General features: G+C 58.4%; 25 protein-coding genes. 24 read left to right on the top strand and 1 reads right to left on the bottom strand.

Annotated features, from left to right (window positions below):
• Nucleotides 1-5 precede the first annotated feature (5 nt).
• The 19 genes from HNP48_RS23905 to HNP48_RS23815 all read left to right on the top strand — a co-directional run bounded on the left by HNP48_RS23905 (nt 6) and on the right by HNP48_RS23815 (nt 10,781).
• Nucleotides 6-707, top strand: coding sequence for a tetratricopeptide repeat protein (locus HNP48_RS23905; protein ID WP_221480322.1), 702 nt, complete (start codon nt 6-8; stop codon nt 705-707).
• 130 nt (nt 708-837) lie between these two features.
• Nucleotides 838-1,029 (top strand): hypothetical protein, encoded by a 192-nt coding sequence (locus HNP48_RS23900; protein WP_184861809.1) that lies wholly within the window; start codon nt 838-840, stop codon nt 1,027-1,029.
• 144 nt (nt 1,030-1,173) lie between these two features.
• On the top strand, nt 1,174-1,833 hold the full coding sequence (locus HNP48_RS35840) for an RHS repeat-associated core domain-containing protein (protein WP_184861807.1): 660 nt from the start codon (nt 1,174-1,176) through the stop codon (nt 1,831-1,833).
• Between the two features lie 64 nt (nt 1,834-1,897).
• Entirely contained in the window at nt 1,898-2,308 is a 411-nt protein-coding gene (locus HNP48_RS23890; RefSeq protein ID WP_184861805.1) for a DUF6869 domain-containing protein, read from the top strand.
• A 350-nt stretch (nt 2,309-2,658) separates the two neighbouring features.
• Nucleotides 2,659-2,850, top strand: a complete 192-nt coding sequence (locus tag HNP48_RS23885) for a hypothetical protein (protein ID WP_184861803.1) — start codon at nt 2,659-2,661, stop codon at nt 2,848-2,850.
• A 195-nt stretch (nt 2,851-3,045) separates the two neighbouring features.
• Nucleotides 3,046-3,438, top strand: coding sequence for an RHS repeat domain-containing protein (locus tag HNP48_RS23880; protein ID WP_184862079.1), 393 nt, complete (start codon nt 3,046-3,048; stop codon nt 3,436-3,438).
• Entirely contained in the window at nt 3,435-3,965 is a 531-nt protein-coding gene (locus HNP48_RS23875; RefSeq protein WP_184861801.1) for a hypothetical protein, read from the top strand. The genes HNP48_RS23880 and HNP48_RS23875 overlap by 4 nt, the downstream gene beginning before the upstream one ends.
• Nucleotides 3,966-4,296: 331 nt before the next feature.
• Complete coding sequence (locus HNP48_RS35835) at nt 4,297-4,782, top strand: RHS repeat-associated core domain-containing protein (protein WP_184861799.1); 486 nt, start codon at nt 4,297-4,299, stop codon at nt 4,780-4,782.
• Nucleotides 4,779-5,210, top strand: coding sequence for a hypothetical protein (locus HNP48_RS23865; RefSeq protein ID WP_184861797.1), 432 nt, complete (start codon nt 4,779-4,781; stop codon nt 5,208-5,210). The genes HNP48_RS35835 and HNP48_RS23865 overlap by 4 nt, the downstream gene beginning before the upstream one ends.
• Nucleotides 5,211-5,352: 142 nt before the next feature.
• Entirely contained in the window at nt 5,353-5,712 is a 360-nt protein-coding gene (locus HNP48_RS23860; protein WP_184861795.1) for a hypothetical protein, read from the top strand.
• 122 nt (nt 5,713-5,834) lie between these two features.
• On the top strand, nt 5,835-6,236 hold the full coding sequence (locus tag HNP48_RS23855; protein WP_184861793.1) for a hypothetical protein: 402 nt from the start codon (nt 5,835-5,837) through the stop codon (nt 6,234-6,236).
• Between the two features lie 122 nt (nt 6,237-6,358).
• Nucleotides 6,359-7,378, top strand: coding sequence for a DUF4259 domain-containing protein (locus HNP48_RS23850; RefSeq protein WP_184861791.1), 1,020 nt, complete (start codon nt 6,359-6,361; stop codon nt 7,376-7,378).
• A 94-nt stretch (nt 7,379-7,472) separates the two neighbouring features.
• A complete protein-coding gene (locus HNP48_RS23845; RefSeq protein WP_184861789.1) occupies nt 7,473-7,745 on the top strand; it encodes a hypothetical protein in 273 nt (90 codons plus the stop codon).
• A 57-nt stretch (nt 7,746-7,802) separates the two neighbouring features.
• Complete coding sequence (locus HNP48_RS23840; protein ID WP_184861787.1) at nt 7,803-8,075, top strand: hypothetical protein; 273 nt, start codon at nt 7,803-7,805, stop codon at nt 8,073-8,075.
• Between the two features lie 7 nt (nt 8,076-8,082).
• Entirely contained in the window at nt 8,083-8,316 is a 234-nt protein-coding gene (locus HNP48_RS23835; protein ID WP_184861785.1) for a hypothetical protein, read from the top strand.
• The gene (locus HNP48_RS23830) at nt 8,313-9,023 is read left to right on the top strand and encodes a hypothetical protein (protein WP_184861783.1); all 711 of its coding nucleotides are present in this window, start codon (nt 8,313-8,315) and stop codon (nt 9,021-9,023) included. Before HNP48_RS23835 ends, HNP48_RS23830 begins: the two co-directional genes overlap by 4 nt.
• A 66-nt stretch (nt 9,024-9,089) precedes the next feature.
• Nucleotides 9,090-9,368: a hypothetical protein gene (locus HNP48_RS23825; RefSeq protein WP_184861781.1), complete on the top strand. Its 279-nt coding sequence runs from the start codon at nt 9,090-9,092 to the stop codon at nt 9,366-9,368.
• Between the two features lie 87 nt (nt 9,369-9,455).
• Nucleotides 9,456-10,124: a hypothetical protein gene (locus tag HNP48_RS23820; protein ID WP_184861779.1), complete on the top strand. Its 669-nt coding sequence runs from the start codon at nt 9,456-9,458 to the stop codon at nt 10,122-10,124.
• A 159-nt stretch (nt 10,125-10,283) separates the two neighbouring features.
• On the top strand, nt 10,284-10,781 hold the full coding sequence (locus HNP48_RS23815) for a DUF4265 domain-containing protein (protein ID WP_184861777.1): 498 nt from the start codon (nt 10,284-10,286) through the stop codon (nt 10,779-10,781).
• A 51-nt stretch (nt 10,782-10,832) separates the two neighbouring features.
• Here HNP48_RS23815 and HNP48_RS23810 read toward each other — a convergent pair whose 3' ends face one another.
• A complete protein-coding gene (locus tag HNP48_RS23810; RefSeq protein ID WP_184861775.1) occupies nt 10,833-12,212 on the bottom strand; it encodes a TAXI family TRAP transporter solute-binding subunit in 1,380 nt (459 codons plus the stop codon).
• A gap of 277 nt (nt 12,213-12,489) precedes the next feature.
• Between HNP48_RS23810 and HNP48_RS23805 the strand changes: the two genes are divergently transcribed.
• The 5 genes from HNP48_RS23805 to HNP48_RS23785 all read left to right on the top strand — a co-directional run bounded on the left by HNP48_RS23805 (nt 12,490) and on the right by HNP48_RS23785 (nt 14,940).
• Entirely contained in the window at nt 12,490-12,924 is a 435-nt protein-coding gene (locus HNP48_RS23805) for a DUF6869 domain-containing protein (protein WP_184861773.1), read from the top strand.
• Nucleotides 12,917-13,267: a membrane protein insertion efficiency factor YidD gene (gene yidD, locus HNP48_RS23800; RefSeq protein ID WP_184861772.1), complete on the top strand. Its 351-nt coding sequence runs from the start codon at nt 12,917-12,919 to the stop codon at nt 13,265-13,267. Before HNP48_RS23805 ends, yidD begins: the two co-directional genes overlap by 8 nt.
• A 104-nt stretch (nt 13,268-13,371) precedes the next feature.
• Nucleotides 13,372-14,037, top strand: coding sequence for a gamma-glutamylcyclotransferase (locus HNP48_RS23795; protein ID WP_184861770.1), 666 nt, complete (start codon nt 13,372-13,374; stop codon nt 14,035-14,037).
• A 65-nt stretch (nt 14,038-14,102) separates the two neighbouring features.
• Nucleotides 14,103-14,567: a hypothetical protein gene (locus HNP48_RS23790; protein WP_184861768.1), complete on the top strand. Its 465-nt coding sequence runs from the start codon at nt 14,103-14,105 to the stop codon at nt 14,565-14,567.
• 100 nt (nt 14,568-14,667) lie between these two features.
• Nucleotides 14,668-14,940 (top strand): hypothetical protein, encoded by a 273-nt coding sequence (locus tag HNP48_RS23785; protein ID WP_184861766.1) that lies wholly within the window; start codon nt 14,668-14,670, stop codon nt 14,938-14,940.
• The last annotated feature ends 68 nt before the right edge of the window (nt 14,941-15,008 follow it).

Raw genomic sequence — 15,008 nt, 5'->3', positions numbered from 1 at the left:
GGTAAATGATGAATGTTTTGAGTCCATTGCATAGATACTTGATCATGGTCAATGGGGAGTTGACCGAGTTGCAAGTTTTGGGGCGGAGTTTGGTTTCCATTTGGCCGGAAATTAATCGGGATTCGATTGGAGAATTTGAAGCTGCTGCAATGGGGGGGGATGCATATGCCGCTACGCTTTGTTCTATTATATTTCGCGGAAATGGATTTAATCAAAAATGTGATTTGGCATTAAAATACGCAAAAATCGCGGCAGCCTCCAATTTTCCCCCAGGGCTGGCTGAGCTTTCATACTGCTATGAGTATGGTTGTGGCACTGAAGTTGATTTGGGGTTGGCTTTGGATCTTGCTGTGCAGGCATCTCAAGGGGGCTATGGGATGGCGGCATGCAATTTGGCACTTCAATACGCTAGTGCTAGCCCTTTTGGTTTTGATGGTGCAAAAGCCATGGATTATGCGGGGCTTGCATACGAGTCTGGCGAGGCGTATGGTGGGTATTTGTTGGGGTTGTGGTATGAAGAGGGCGTAATTATAGATAGAAGCTTGTTGTTGGCCCGAATTTGGTACAAAAAAGCGGCAGTAGAAGGAAGTGGCCTAGCTTGTCTGCGTCTGGTTGCTGCGTATACTCAAGGAGACTTGGGTTTGCCAAAAGATAAAAAAATGGCATCAAAATTTTCATCGTTAATGGAGTCGATGAATACAGCCTAAAGGCGTTGGAAATTTTGGAGGATTCAGGCCTTGTATTTTGCCCGATAAAAATAACGGGACGCTTCGCGGTCCATGCATTGTGGATCGCGCGATGCAAGGGGGAGGGGTCAGGTCTTGCCTTTTGCCCCCCATGCTATTAGTGGTCTGGCAATGGGCCTACAGCGCCTTTGGCGACGAACAGCCCACGCTGGGCGCCAAGCGCTTCACCGATGCAACAACCAACCCCACCACGGGCAGCACCACCATCCCCGAGGTGACCTTCAACCTGCGCTACCTGGGGCAGTACTACGACAAGGAGGGCGACCCTGGATGCGGCAGTTGAATGCGCCCGAGGGTGCCGTGATCGGCGTGCCAGGCAAGGCGTGAGGACGCGGCGCACCGTTGTGCGCAAGGACGAGCAACGCAGCCTGGCGCGGCGAGCGCGGTGCCATCGGGTGCATAGCGCCTTGTCAATCGCCCAACTGGGGTGCCCAGGGGAGCTATATCCTGCTTGCGTCAATGCGGTCACTGGAGGACACTGGCGCGGTCAACTGCCGGATCCAGGGTTGGGCACTACAACTACTTCCGCAGCTACAGTGCGGAGCGGGGGCGGTACACGCAGGCCGATCCGATTGGGCTGGATGGTGGGTTCAATCGGTTTGGGTATGTGAGGGGGGATGCTCTTAGCAGCGTAGATTTTTTAGGGCTTTCAGAAGAAACACTTCCGCTGCCGCTGGTACTGCCGATTTGTGCAGCCAATCCAGTAGCCTGTGGAGGCGCCGGAGGCCTAGTTCTTGGTGGGATAATTTATCCAATTGTCGAGCCTGTAATTACTAAAACTATTGAGTGGTGCGCCAATCAGTACGATTGCATCTTGCTTGAGCAGCAAATAAGGGCGCTTGCTGATGAAATTCGATCAAGGTACTTTGAGCTGCTTAGGGATAGGAAGGATCTTTATAATAAAGCGCATATAACCAGAATTAACAGGCGTGATGGAACTTGGATTGGGCATAAAGGTCAAATGGGCGAGAAGATTGCTGCGCTAAAAAAATTGATTGAGCGTGCTGATTCGTTAGGGTGTAAGGTGAATCCATTGGATAGGCTGCTTGTGCAATTGGGCGAGCCTCCAGTTAGGCCGGCGAAATGAGTCAGATTGCTCAATTCCCTGCACAATTGCCGTCGCTTCTGGCCTTGTGGAAAGAGGTTCATGTATGAAGGGTGTGTATACGAAAATTCAAAGCGGTGAGCAGCATGCACTGGCAAACGCTTGGGTCAAAAGATACGAGGAGATCGGGAGTTATGGGAGCGACCCAGACCTAAAAGTACAGACTTTTTGGGTCTACGAAGCTTTTAGTGATGCCGTGCAGAATGATCCAGAATTGGCGTGGGCATTGATCTTGGCAGTGCTTGAATTGACCAATAACGACTACGTTCTTGACAATCTATCCGCGGGGCCGTTGGAGGATCTTTTGTCTATGCATGGAGCTGCATTTATTGATCGTGCTGAAGTTCGGGCAAAGACGGATCCTGATTTTAAGCGGCTATTGAGTGGGGTTTGGAAGGGAGGGCGAATGTCAGATGAAGTCTGGATGCGAATCGAGAAAGTTGTGTCGAACGACTAAGGAAGGTCTGCAAAGCCTCCACGCTTGGTCTTCTCCAGCGCCAGGCATCCAGGAAAATGGCGCCATGCAGGGGGCTGGCCTTGTCTTTTGCCCTCTGAAAATCCCCCCCATCCATCACCAAGCTGAGCCGTCAGTTTGCAGAAATTCTGAAAATGGTAAGATCATAGCGAATCGAGTTCCCCGGTGCCATCTACCACGTGACCTCGCGGGGGACCGGCGTGAGCCCATCGTGCTGGACCATGATAATCGCGAAGACCTGCTGATCGTTTTGGGTCAAGCGCTGCATCGGTTTGATGCCCTCGCACTGGCACCGCAGGGATAAAGGGGTCAGGTCTTGCCTTTTGCCTCCCGTGCTATCAGTGCTCTGGCAATGGGCCTACAGCGCCTTTGGCGACGAACAGCCCACCCTGGGCTCCAAGCGCTTCACCGACGCAACCACCAACCCCACCACGGGCAGCACCAGCATCCCCGAGGTGACCTTCAACCTGCGCTACCCAGGGGAGTACTGCGACAAAGAGAGCGACCCTGGATGTGGCAGTTGAATGCGCCCGAGGGTGCCGTGATCGGCGTGCCAGGCAAGGCGTGAGGACGCAGCGCACCGTTGTGCGCAAGGACGAGCAACGCAGCATGGTGCGGCGAGCGCGGTGCGATCGGGTGCATAGCGCCCTGTCAATCGCCCAACCGGGGTGCCCAAAGGCGCCATACCTTGCTTGCATCAATGCGGTCACTGAAGGACACTGGCGCAGTCAACTGCCGGATCCAGGGTTTGGCACTACAACTACTTCCGCAGCTACAGTGCGGAGCGGGGGCGGTATACGCAGGCCGATCCGATTGGGCTGGATGGTGGGTTCAATCGGTTTGCCTACGTGAATGGAAATCCGTTGAGTTTTGTTGATCCGATGGGACTTACCCCGAGCGCATGCAGTGATTGCTCAAATCCTGATCCCAAAAAACCTTGCTATATAAATTGCACTGACGCGGGAGGTTGCGTTGATTGTTGTCAGGCAAGACACCAGAAGAGAATAATGCGTGGAATGTCTCCAGCCAAAAGTAAAGCTTTGTTTGATCGATGCAATTTGGGTTGCAATGGAAACCCGCCTCCTTCCAAGCCGAATGAAGAAGCACCATGAAATTTACGAATACAAATTACGATAAGTCAATTGCGGCTATCGGGTGGATATTTGTAGGTGGTGTAGTTTTTTTTATTTACTTCTATACTTTTCTTGTCCTATATGCGTTTACTCCATTTTTGCCATCAAATTTTTTGACTGTAAGTCATAAAGTGTTTGGATGTTCTGTATTAATTTCAGATCTCTCGGCTGTCTGCAAATTTACCAATTTCATTTTATTGGCGCTGCATGAGTTGACTCATTATCTGCTATTTTTATCTATTTTTTGTTTGCTATTTCATGGTGCTCTAAAATTGAGAAAAATTAATTTCTCAGTTGAAAATTTTTTATATTTTCTCGTCGGTGTTTTGGTGGTTTGGCTAATTTTTTTCTTGGTGCCTTTGATTTTTTCCGTGGTGGAAAGTGGAAATGAAATTTCTATTAATTCTCTAATTTTTAATATTGGGGAGCTGTTTCTTTTCCTGTGTGCGGTATTTTTTTTGGGCAGGCGCCGTAGAGGTTATGGGATTTCTAAGACGAGTAGTTAGCAGGCGGCTGAATAAATTCTCATCGTCCTCGGAGTTTTGCGTGATCCCACGCTAGGCTCCAAGCGCTTCATCAATGAAACCACCAACCCCACCACGGGCAGCACCACCATCCCCGAGGTCCACCTTCAACCTGCGCTACCCGGGGCAGTACTACGACAAGGAGAGCGACCCTGGATGCGGCAGTTGAATGCGCCGGAGGGTGCCGTGATCGGCGTGCCAGGCAAGGCGTGAGGACGCGGCGCACTGTTGTGCGCAAGGACGAGCAACGCAGCATGGTGCGGCGAGCGCGGTGCTATCGGGTGCATAGCGCCTTGTCAATCGCCCAACCGGGGTGCCCAGGGGAGCCTTATCCTGCTTGCGTCAATGCGGTCACTGGAGGACACTGGCGTGGTCAACTGCCGGATCCGGGGTTTGGCACTACAACTACTTCCGCAGCTACAGTGCGGAGCGGGGGCGGTATACGCAGGCCGATCCGATTGGGCTGGAGGGCGGGTTCAATCGGTTTGGGTATGTGGAGGGGAATGCTCTATCTTTTATTGACCCGTTCGGACTGGCTTCAAGCCCAAACATGCCTATAGGGAAACCGCCTGAAACCTCTCAATCGTGTGGACTATGGGATGTAATTACGGCGGGAGGTAAGAAGACCCGTCGGGTCAAATGTCATGAGCAGATGCCGACTTATCAAGCATGTCGCGCATGCTGTCAAGCAAAAGCTCAGGCGGGAAATTATCTTGAAATTGGTGCCTCTTGTGAGGCGGATTGTGATTTAACCCCTTTGCCGGGCAATCCTTATAATCCATCGGATCCGAAAAAATGATTCAGGTAAAAAATAATTTTATCGCTGGTTCTGTTGTGATATTGATGTTTCTTTTGGGCGTGATGCTGGGGTATGGTGTTGCATTTAATAGGTTTTCAGCGGCGATTGAAGGTCAAGCAATTATTGATATCGCCCGGAATTTAACTATTGTTCAAAAAATTAAAAATACACCTGATTTTAATATTGTTAGGGCTGATATTGATTTAAATATTCATCGCCACCTGTTGCAGGTAGATTTGAGTGATGGTGTTTCTTGCGACAAAAAGGATAATTCGTATAAGAAAAATACAATACTCAGGCTAAGTGAGTATTGGCGCGAACACCCTCCGTTTGAAGGGTTGGCTGCTGAATTGAAAAATAGTCCTGAAACCATTAATTCTCTGAGAGTGGTTCGTGAGTCGTTGAGTCTTTGGGGGACTAATTGTTGATTTGAATAATGCCGCTGTTGCTCTGTGAGAATTACTTGGAGGTCTCAGAGTTGAAGTGCAACACCTGAGCTCTACTGTACTTGCCCATCACCTCAGGCTCCATGCCAATCACGGCAGTGTTCAAGCACGCAGCACCGAAACCATGACCATCTCATTCGTGGCCATTGCAGAGCGCGATCTGATATTCGTTGGATCTGATGGGCATCAGACCCCTGTTCATGTGGCCGTTGGGGCTCCGTACGCGGATGCTAGAACAGCAGGTATGGAGAAGTACGCGGCCTGTCTTGTCCTTACGTGCGACGACCCAGAGCTTACTACCGAGATGTTTGGGGAGGATGAGATGGAGGCGCTGGTTGCGGCGTTGGAGTTCGTTGAATCGTTTCTGCAGAACCTGGTAAGGGTCTATGGAGGCAAACTAACTACGCCCGATGGCACACCTTTTGATCCGGCAGGGTCAATGTTGTTGAAGGAGTCTCGAAAGCGAGCTTCTCGCAATGCATAACGCCTAGAGTTTTGCCGTCGACCCAAAAATGACCTGTGCCATAGTGTTGATTAAAAACCGATGCAGTTTGCGGGGGTAATCGGTTTGGATATGATGCTTATTGCTATTTATTGAGATACAGCATGGATGTCAATTCGCTCGAGGTAGGTGCAACTTACTATCGAATCACATACGCGGACGTAGCTCACACGATGCCGGGCATTGAGCCAATGGTATATGCAGGTATGAACCTATTCGACCCACCTCCTGACGGCTCGGCCAGGTACTACTTCCAGGATGCGGTCTCTGTCGTGCGGTTTGGATTGGGCACCCAGTTGGGGCAAGAAATGCAACCCATTGGCGAGACGTCCGATCTGAGCCCTGACAATGGCGAGGGGCGCGTGTATTGGGGGCATGAGGCGCAGGAGATTGGCGTGGCGATAGTTGACCTACTGGCTCTGCCCGCCGTGGTTGATGGGGCTATTCAACGCGCCAAAGCGTTGGGCTTTCCGAAGCTGTCGAAGGCAAAAGGAAAGTGGGTTTAGCGAAAAAAACGAGTACGAGCAATGGCCTGTGCCTGCCCATCGCCTCAGGCCCCGTGCCGATCAATCGCGGCAGTGTTCAAGCATGCGTGAGTGCAACGTCAATGAGATGACTTGAGGAGGCTATGGCCAAATCTGGAAAAATCAAATACAAGCCCGGTGACATCGTCACCATCCCCCTGCCCGAAGCCCGCTTCGCCTACGCCAGAATCTTCGAAGACCACACCTTCGGCATATTCGCGCACTGGTCGGCAAAGCCCGAGCCTTTGGCGCAAGTCGCGACCCACCCGATCGCGTTCTTTGTCTCCGGCACCGACTCGGCGATCAAGGACGGCACCTGGCTGGTGGTCGGGCATGTGCCTTTCCAGGATGCCGAAGCTTCGTTCCCGCCTCCCGTGGCGATCTGCTATGACTACGACAGCAACACCTGGACCATGGGGCGGCCCATGGTCACCCACAAAGGGACTGAAAAGTTCGTGACCGCCAAGGAGGTCGCGGGGCTGGACCGGCTGCTTTTTTGCCACAAGCCAGCGCTGGTCGCCGCCACGATTGTGGACCGCCTGATCGATGGCAACCACGCGTACTACAAGGTGCGCCCCAGTGGCAGTAGCAGCAGTGCTGCTGCTGCGCCCGCACTGGCACCGCAGGTGATGCAGGTGGCCCCCAACCCCTCCACCACAGGCCCCTGGGGCGCCAGAGCGCAAGAAAACGACGACGCGAGCGACTGGCTGGCCGGGCTGGAAGAAGAGCCAGGTCTTGGCCTTGGCCGCATCGACGAAGCCTTCGACCAGGTTCTCTCAGCCGAGCCCTCCGCCTACCTGGAGGTCACCGAATGCGCAGAGGTGGTCGCCGCGGCCACCGTGCTTGCCAAGATGCATGGCCTGGCTTTCGCTGCCGACATCGCCAGCGACGAATGTATGGCTGCGCTGGCCAAACGGGCCAAGAGGCGGTCGCCCAAGAGCACGGCGGCCCTGGTGCAGCGTGCCTTGCTGGCACTGGCTGCGGTGCAAGACCCTGAGCGTTCGGAGTTGCGTGGGCTGATGGTGACGCAAGAGCACGCCGATTTGGGCGCCGCCTGGAGCAAGCGCATGGGCCAACTGGTGCGGGGGCTCAAGGCGGCTCACCGGCGCTTGGCATCTGCATGAAGGGGCCCTGCAGCCCGCTACTGGGGGCGAGCAGTGCCACTGTGTGTGCAGCAACAACGGCGGCCTTCCTAATCCATACAACCCAAGGCGATGAATGACACACAAGCCAGGACTTGATCGAAATGGTAAAGAAGTGAAGCGAGGAGATCATGTTCGCTTGCTTCATATCCGACCGTCTATTCTCAAACGGCTTGCTGGATCCGAGCATTCAGACGTTTCGTCCATGCTCAATCAGGTTCTTGAAGTATTTGATGTGTATGACGACGGTCTCGTGTGGGTCAGCCTAAGCTGGCAACGAGAAGATGGAAGCACTGAGTTTCATTCGATTTCCGTCGATCCGGACGCCATAGAACTCGTCAGAAAGTAATCAATTTTGTTATGCCGATGAAATCCGCCAGGCTAAAATAAGCACAAATTTTTATATATGAAATCACTCTCTGCATTGCTCAAGCTTCAGTTCTTTGTAGGATTCGTTGGGGCATTGGTCTGGACCCCATTGTTGTATGTGGTGGAGCTATTTCGGGGGGATCTCAGTAGCTTTGCATCTTCCGTTTGGATGGATCTGGTGATGGCTGTTGTGGGGGCATTTATTTTGGGCGGAGTGTTTTTGTTGATGGGACTGGCCGCCTATCCAGTGCTGAAGTTCTTGCAGCGCCGAGGCCTGGTTCAGGACCTGTTGCAGGAAGACCGCGCATAGGTCGGCCATGCACCACAACCCCAACCATATTGCCGCAGCTCTTTTCATGTTCAGCGGTGCACTCATCGGGGCCGCGGTCATGGCTTGGCTCATACCCGCAAGGGAGCGCGGCTTGTTGGATCTGAGGGTGGGGTTGGCAATGGGGGCGCTCATCGGATATTTGGGGTTTCGCGTCATTGCCTATTTCGTTGATGTGCGCAGCGAGCCAAGGGGTGCTGCTGTGGATCGCAAAAAGGCATGAAAAATCTACTGCCCAGCATGCTCGTCATTGCGTCTTGCGCGCTGAGCGGCTGTGACCAATCCAGCACTGCGCCGCCGAGCAGCATCGCACCCGCTGCTCCCACGCAGACCGCATCGGCGCCCGTGCAGAGCCGTGCGCCAGCGGAGTCCAACGTCAGCGAAGCGCGCTTGCTGGACGACCTTCGGTCCCAGGATTTCGATCGCGTCATCCGGACCATGAACGATGCCAAACGCGCGCAGTATGCAGGCCATTTGACGCCCATCTTTGTCGGCTTCTGGAACGGCACGGACCTGCGCGGAGTCGACCCCAATTTCCTGAACCATCCGCGGATCCGGATCGAAATCGCAGATGTGCTCGCACAGCAGGAAAAGAACGGCTACCAGGGCTTGGACAAAGCCGCTTTCGCCCAGTATGCGCGGGGCTTGATTACCTCGAACGATACGCAGGTCGCCAACCAGGCCATGCTGGTGCTTGGCATATCGGGCAGCGCTGCCGACATGTCGCTGCTGGAAGGCATGGCCGAGGACATTGCAGAGAGCCGGTTTCGTGCGGCCGTTATTGCCTTGGCCCACAACTGCAACACCACCAGTGCGCTCCTTGACAAGTTGCAGGCCCGTTTGAACGAGACCTGGCGCAAGGATTTCCTGGCGGAGACGCGTGAAAAGTTCGGTCCGTTCCGTGTCTGTCCGTCTCGTTCGGCCGGATGAATAACCTCCTGGGGCTGGCTCGATGCAAACTGTGCAAGCTCAGTTCTCGCCTGGTCCCTGACAACCATGACGCTGCGTGACTTCAAATTTCTTGTGGTCGTGCTAGGTTGCATTGGTGCAAGCCTTTTCTTCCTTTCATGGGCCATGCAGACCCTCTGGATCGCGTCATTTCAAGGCCAAGACAACGCGGGGCGCGCTGTGTGGTTTTACAGCCAGGTCGCGGCGGGCTTTCTTTTCACGATGGGCGGGCTTGGAGTTGCCTGGAAATGGTGGAAAGACCTGCCAGGCAGCAAGCGCCGAAATGTGGGCGCTGTACATGATGCCAATGGGCGGCAAGACCCGTGACGGAGTCGATGCACAGGTGCAGGGAGATCTCACACAGCGCGAGATGCCGATGACCGGCGCAGCAATCTACCCTCACAGGTGCCCCCCATGATCCCTGCACACCACCGCCTGATCCCCCTGAGCGCAGCCATCGCCGAATTTGGCCTCGCGGCGCTGTTCCACCGCGATGGCAGCTTCGACGACATGGAAGACACCATGGCCCACCCCTTCGGTTCGCCCCATGCGGACGGTCCGCTGATGGCCCTGGTGTTCGACGGCGACACCTGCCTGGACGAGTCCTTCGACGCCATGGCCGCTGGCGCCAAGCGGCGCGGCCACATGGACGGCACGGCCACGCCGCTGGAGGAACTGCTGGAACGCGCCTGCACCGTGGTCGTCAATGGCAACCTGCAGGCGCCGCGCATCGACACGCGCGGCTGCCAGGCGCTGTTCGTGTTCGGCAGCGTGCGCTGTGGCGCCTTCGAGTTCTGGCAGGGTGATCTGGCCTGGATCACGGGCGACCTGGTCGCCTCGCGCGCCGTGCTGGCCACTGCGCACCATGACGACCCGGACCGGGCCGACTACGGGGGCCGCAGTTATGCCTGCGTGCAGGGCAGCGTGCAGGCCCCGCGTGTGCAGACCTGGTTCATGCACCTGGGCAACCTGAACTGGCGCGAAGGCAGTGGTGCGGAGTTGCGCGAGGACGAGGTGTACGCCGGCCGCGAGCACCTGTGGAAGACCGACCCGGTCTGGCTGCGCAGCAACGGCATTGAATAGCGCCATGGGCGTGCTGGGGTCGCAGGCTCGTCAGGTGTAGTCGACTGCCTGGGTTCCACCCTTTGAATTCCAGCCGCGAGCCCTGTCGACCGGGCCACTGGCATATCTTCGGCCAGCGCCTTTTGGATTGGGCAGAATGGAAATATCGCGGAGCGCCTTATGGAAGAACGGACTGAATTGGCAGCGCACCACCATGTGGGTGTTGCTGTGGACGGGGCAACTGCAGGCGGAGTGGAACTGGTCCCAGCGCAACCTCAGACGGATGGCAACTGGCTACTGCTTCGATCCCCTTTGTATGCGTTGCAATTGGCGGCGGGAGACACCATACGACTTGCTGACAACGAGGCCGGTGCATTTGAAGTCATTGCGCGGGGTGGCAATGTCGCTGTTCATTTTTTTCTTGCCGAGAGCGAGTCTGACGACCTACAAGCAACGGCAAGTGCAGTGAACAGGCTCGCCCCTGAAATTGCCCGGTTGGGCGGGCGCTTGGACGGACAGACTGCTGGGCTGATCGTCTACACCGTTCCCGTTAAGGCCGGCTTTTCTGCCATCGAAAATGTCCTTGCCGCGGCTGTCAGTGAGTTTCCGGGCGCTCAATGGCAATATGCAAACGTCTATGACACGACGACGGGCGAGCCGTTGCGCTGGTGGGAGTAGTTTGTTACCGCCATCAAGGCGTGCACAACTGCCTCATCCCACCCGCAGAATTCACCCCGCTTGCTCCGTAGGCTGCGCTGCAGGAGCTTCCTCCGCCACACCCCCCGCCTGCACCCGCATCAACTTCTTGCGCACCATCTGGATATGGTTGCGCAGGGCATACAGCTCGTCCGCATACGACAGCGGCACGCTGATCTTCTCGACCTGGGCCTCCAGCCCGTCCAGCGCCTTGAGCATGTCGGGGTGGCCGGCGGGGTTGCTCTCCAGGGTGTCTTCGATCTCGCGCAGGCGGCCGTACCAGCGGAACACGCGCGAGCGCACGCGGAACTGGTACAGCGGCGGCACGATGCGCGACAGGGGCAGCAGCACGGCGATCAACAGGCCCATCACCAGCCACATGCGGTCGATCAGGTTGGCGATCCAGAACGGCAGGTAGCGCTGCATCATGGGCACGGGCTCGTTGATGGCGCGCTCGCCCTCCTTGGCAATGGGCAGCTCGCTGTGGCGGGTGCTGGGGAACTCGCGCGCGCGGTTGAACCAGCTGGCACCGCCGTGCAGCTTCTGTGCGTTCTGGGCAAACAAAGTGAGCAGGGCAGGGTGGGTGCCGTCGCGTGCCAGCAGTGAGGTGGTGGTGGCCACCAGGCGCGCGTCCAGCGGCGGGATGTTGCTGGCCAGGTCGACCACGCCGCGCGGCAGGGTCACGGGCGTGAGGTAGGGAAAGCGCCGCGCATACGCCTCGTGCTGGGCAAAGTCCATCAGGTGCACGCCGGGGGTTTGCAGCAGCATCTGCACCATCAGCGATTCGGGGGCCGAGGCAAACACCAGGGCATCGAGCTTGCCGTCCAGGAAAGCCACCGTAGCGGGCGTCTGCTCCAGTTGCGACAGGCGCACCTGCTTGAGCTCCACGCGGTTGGCCTCGAGCAACTGCTCCATCAGGCGCGGCACGCCGCTGCCCTCCGACCCCACGTTCACGCGCAGGCCGCGCAGCTGGCGCAGGTTGTCGAGCCGGCCCGCGGCGTTCACACGCAGGGCCGAGTCGGCGCGGTAGAACAGCCAGATGGGCTCGACGAACAGGCTGCCCAGCGAGGCCAGGTTGTCCGGGTCGTCGGGCAGCAACTCGGCCGTGCCGCCCTGCACAAAGGCCAGGTCGGCCTCGCCATCGCGCAGCAGCTGCAGGTTGTGCGACGAGCCCGCGCTGGGCTTGAGCACCACTTCGATGCCATCGGCCGCCAATGCCTTCTGGTAGCGCTTGCCGAACTCCTCGTACGCGCTTTGCGCCGGGCCGGTGGCCAGCGTCACCGACTTGGGCGGGTTGGGGTTGAGCCACCAGTAGGCCGCGATCAGCAGGCCCACGGCCAGAAAGGCCAGCGGGCCGGCCGAGACGATCAGGTCGCGCAGCGTGAGGAAGGTGTTGCGTAGGGCCTGGGGCATGGATGGGGGACTGGTGGGGTGTTTGGAGAGAAGGCAGCAACTGCGCTGGCCCGGGACGATTTGCCATGGGCCCGCAACCCGCGAACTGCGCGATTATCCGTGCAGGCAATTGCTGCAAAGGAGTCGAGGCGCACCGAAAGGTATCCGTTTGCGCAGCACAGGGCTTCACCCACAAAGACTCTGCGTCTACAGTGCGAAGATAGATGGTGATTTGTTCAACGCTCTTTGTTCCCGTGGACGACCAGTTGCTGTCGCTGCACGCTGCTGTCTGGCTACCATGACCGCTCAACTCGACTACTTTGTCGATGAATGGATTGTTGGCCAGTCCCATAGTGGCGTGGAGTCTGAACAATACCAAAGCCGGCAACCCTTGATGCTGGAGGTGATGCGGTGGCCCGATGACCAGCCCGAGCGAGCTTGGCAGTTCATCCTTGCCGTCATCGCCCGCAAGCCGCCGCCACAGGTTCTGGCGATTTTGTCGGCTTTGCTGCTGGAGGACCTGCTGACTGCGCATGGCCCGCAGTTCATTGAACGAGCGGCGCATCAGGCCGCCGTGTGCGGCGTGTTCAAGAAGCTCCTTGGCGATGTATGGCTCGACTCCGAAGACACGCTTGTGTGGCGCGAGGTGTACGCCATTGCCGGGGTGGAACCGCCGTTTCCAGAGGGCTGGCGAGATGCGTTCCCAGAAAGAAAACCTGCGCCAGATGCCTGAGCATTCCACACCCGCCGCGTCCGCTGCCCTTGCCGCCATCGGCGCCTACCAGCGCTACGTCTCCCCGTACAAGGGCTTTTGCTGTGCCCATCGCGCGCGCACCGGGCATGCATCGTGCTCGGAGTTTGCCCGGCGTGCCATCGAGCGCTGTGGGCTGCTCGCGGGTTTGCGTCTGCTGCGGCGCCGGTTTCTGGCCTGCGCTGCGTCCTACCGGGCCTTGATGGCTGCTGGGCCGAAAGCGCCGGATACCGAGCCGCTCAACGAACCATGCCCCCTGTTCACCCTGCGCAATGCCAAGTGCTGCGGCGGCACCTCGCTGGCCTCGTGCTGGCCATTCATGTAGGCACTGCTGCACGAAACCGGTTACAGATTGGCGGGCGGGCCTGAGCCGCAGGGGCGCGCACCATGGCAAACTTGCGCCACCACCTGGGGCATTGTCGACACAAGATGAGCATTTTGACCCGCGAGAACCTCCGCAACGGCACCTTGCGCAGCCGCATGGCCATGCCCGAAGGCACGGCCTGGTCCAACGAGCGCATCGATGCCTCGTTTGCCGAGACCTGGGGCCAGCGGCCCGCGGGGCCGGTCTGGGTGTTTGGCTATGGCTCGCTGATCTGGAACCCGCTGATGCCCTTTGAGGCGCAGCACACGGCCACGCTGCAGGGCTGGCACCGCAGCTTTTGCCTGCGCTCCATCTCCGGCCGGGGCAGCCCCGAGCGGCCGGGCAGGGTGCTGTCGCTCATGCCGGGCGGCTTTGTGCAGGGCGTGGCACTGCAGCTGCCCGAGGCCGAGGCGCAGGACGAGGTGCGCATGCTCTGGACGCGCGAGATGACCGGCGGCGGCTACTGGCCGCGCTGGCAGGCCGTGCAGCTCGAAGATGGCCGCAGCGTCACCGCCATCACCTTCGTGGCCAACCCCGAGCACCCGCAGCACGAGCACGATGCCTGCGCCCAGACCGTGGCCCGCCTGGTGGCGGTGGCCAAGGGCGTGTTCGGGCCCAACATCGACTACGTGCTCTCGCTGCACCGCGCGCTGCGCGAGCGCGGCCTGCATGACCCCTATGTGGACGCCATCGTGCAGAACATCGAGGCTGCCGCTGCCGCGGGGGGCTGAGGACGCGCCGGACAAGCAAACACGGCCCTCCTTGCTTTTCTTCTCTTTTTGCTCTTTCCCTGCCCATGCCCCTTCGCCCCCTCACTGCCGGCAAGCTGCTGGCTGCCGTTCTGGTGCTCGACGGCCTGCTCGCCCTGGGCTTTGGCCTGGCCTCGTGGTGGGCGCCCATGGCGACCTTCGGCACCATCGTCGACATCCGGGGCGCGGGTGCGCCGGGGCTGGTGCTGGCGGCGCTGTCCAGCCTGTCCATCCTCTACGTGGTGGTCGGCCTGGTGTGCCTGGTGGGGGCTACTCTGCCACCGGTGTACCGGCGCCGGCTGGCGCTGGTGATGGCCGTGAACCACGCCTGGGCCGGTGCCAAGGGGCTGCACGAGGTGGGCCAGGCCTGGCTCATCGGCAACCCCTGGCCGGACATCGCCATCCACTCCACCCTGGTCGTCGCCTATGCCCTGTTGGTGACACTGGGCCGCATGCGTGATGAAAACGCCGCCGCCCCCGCCCCTGCGCCAGGGGCCGCCGGCAAACCTTGACGCCCGCCGGGCCTGGAGCCTACGGGCCTGACCGGGCCTGGCGCACACGGTAGACTTCGGCACCTCCCATCCAATCTGCCTCAGCCCCATCGCCTGCTCCATGCCCATTCGTGCCGCCATTCCCCGCCGCAGCCTGCTGGTCTCCGTCAACCCCGGTGGCAGCTGGTCTGGCGCCGACGAGGGCACGCCCGGCGCCGAAGACGTGGATCTGCGCTTTCAGATCACGGGCGAGGAGGGCCGGGGCGTGCTGCTGGAATACGCCTCGCTCGACGGCCGCCTGGCCCCGGCAGACCACTGGTTTCCCACCTTGGACGAAGCCCAGGCCTTTGCAGCCGATGCCTTTGGCATCGAAACCCACGAATGGGCCGCCTGAGCCCAGGCTGAGGGCTGACAATATGCCGTCGCTCACCTGATTTTTGGCCTCCCCGCAAGAAGACCTGC

Origin of the sequence: Acidovorax soli (genome assembly GCF_014207955.1) — a bacterium.
Taxonomy (GTDB): Bacteria; Pseudomonadota; Gammaproteobacteria; order Burkholderiales; family Burkholderiaceae_C; genus Acidovorax; species Acidovorax soli_A.
The sequence above is the reverse complement of the archived record's forward strand: the minus strand, read 5'-3'. Positions and strand labels throughout refer to the sequence as shown.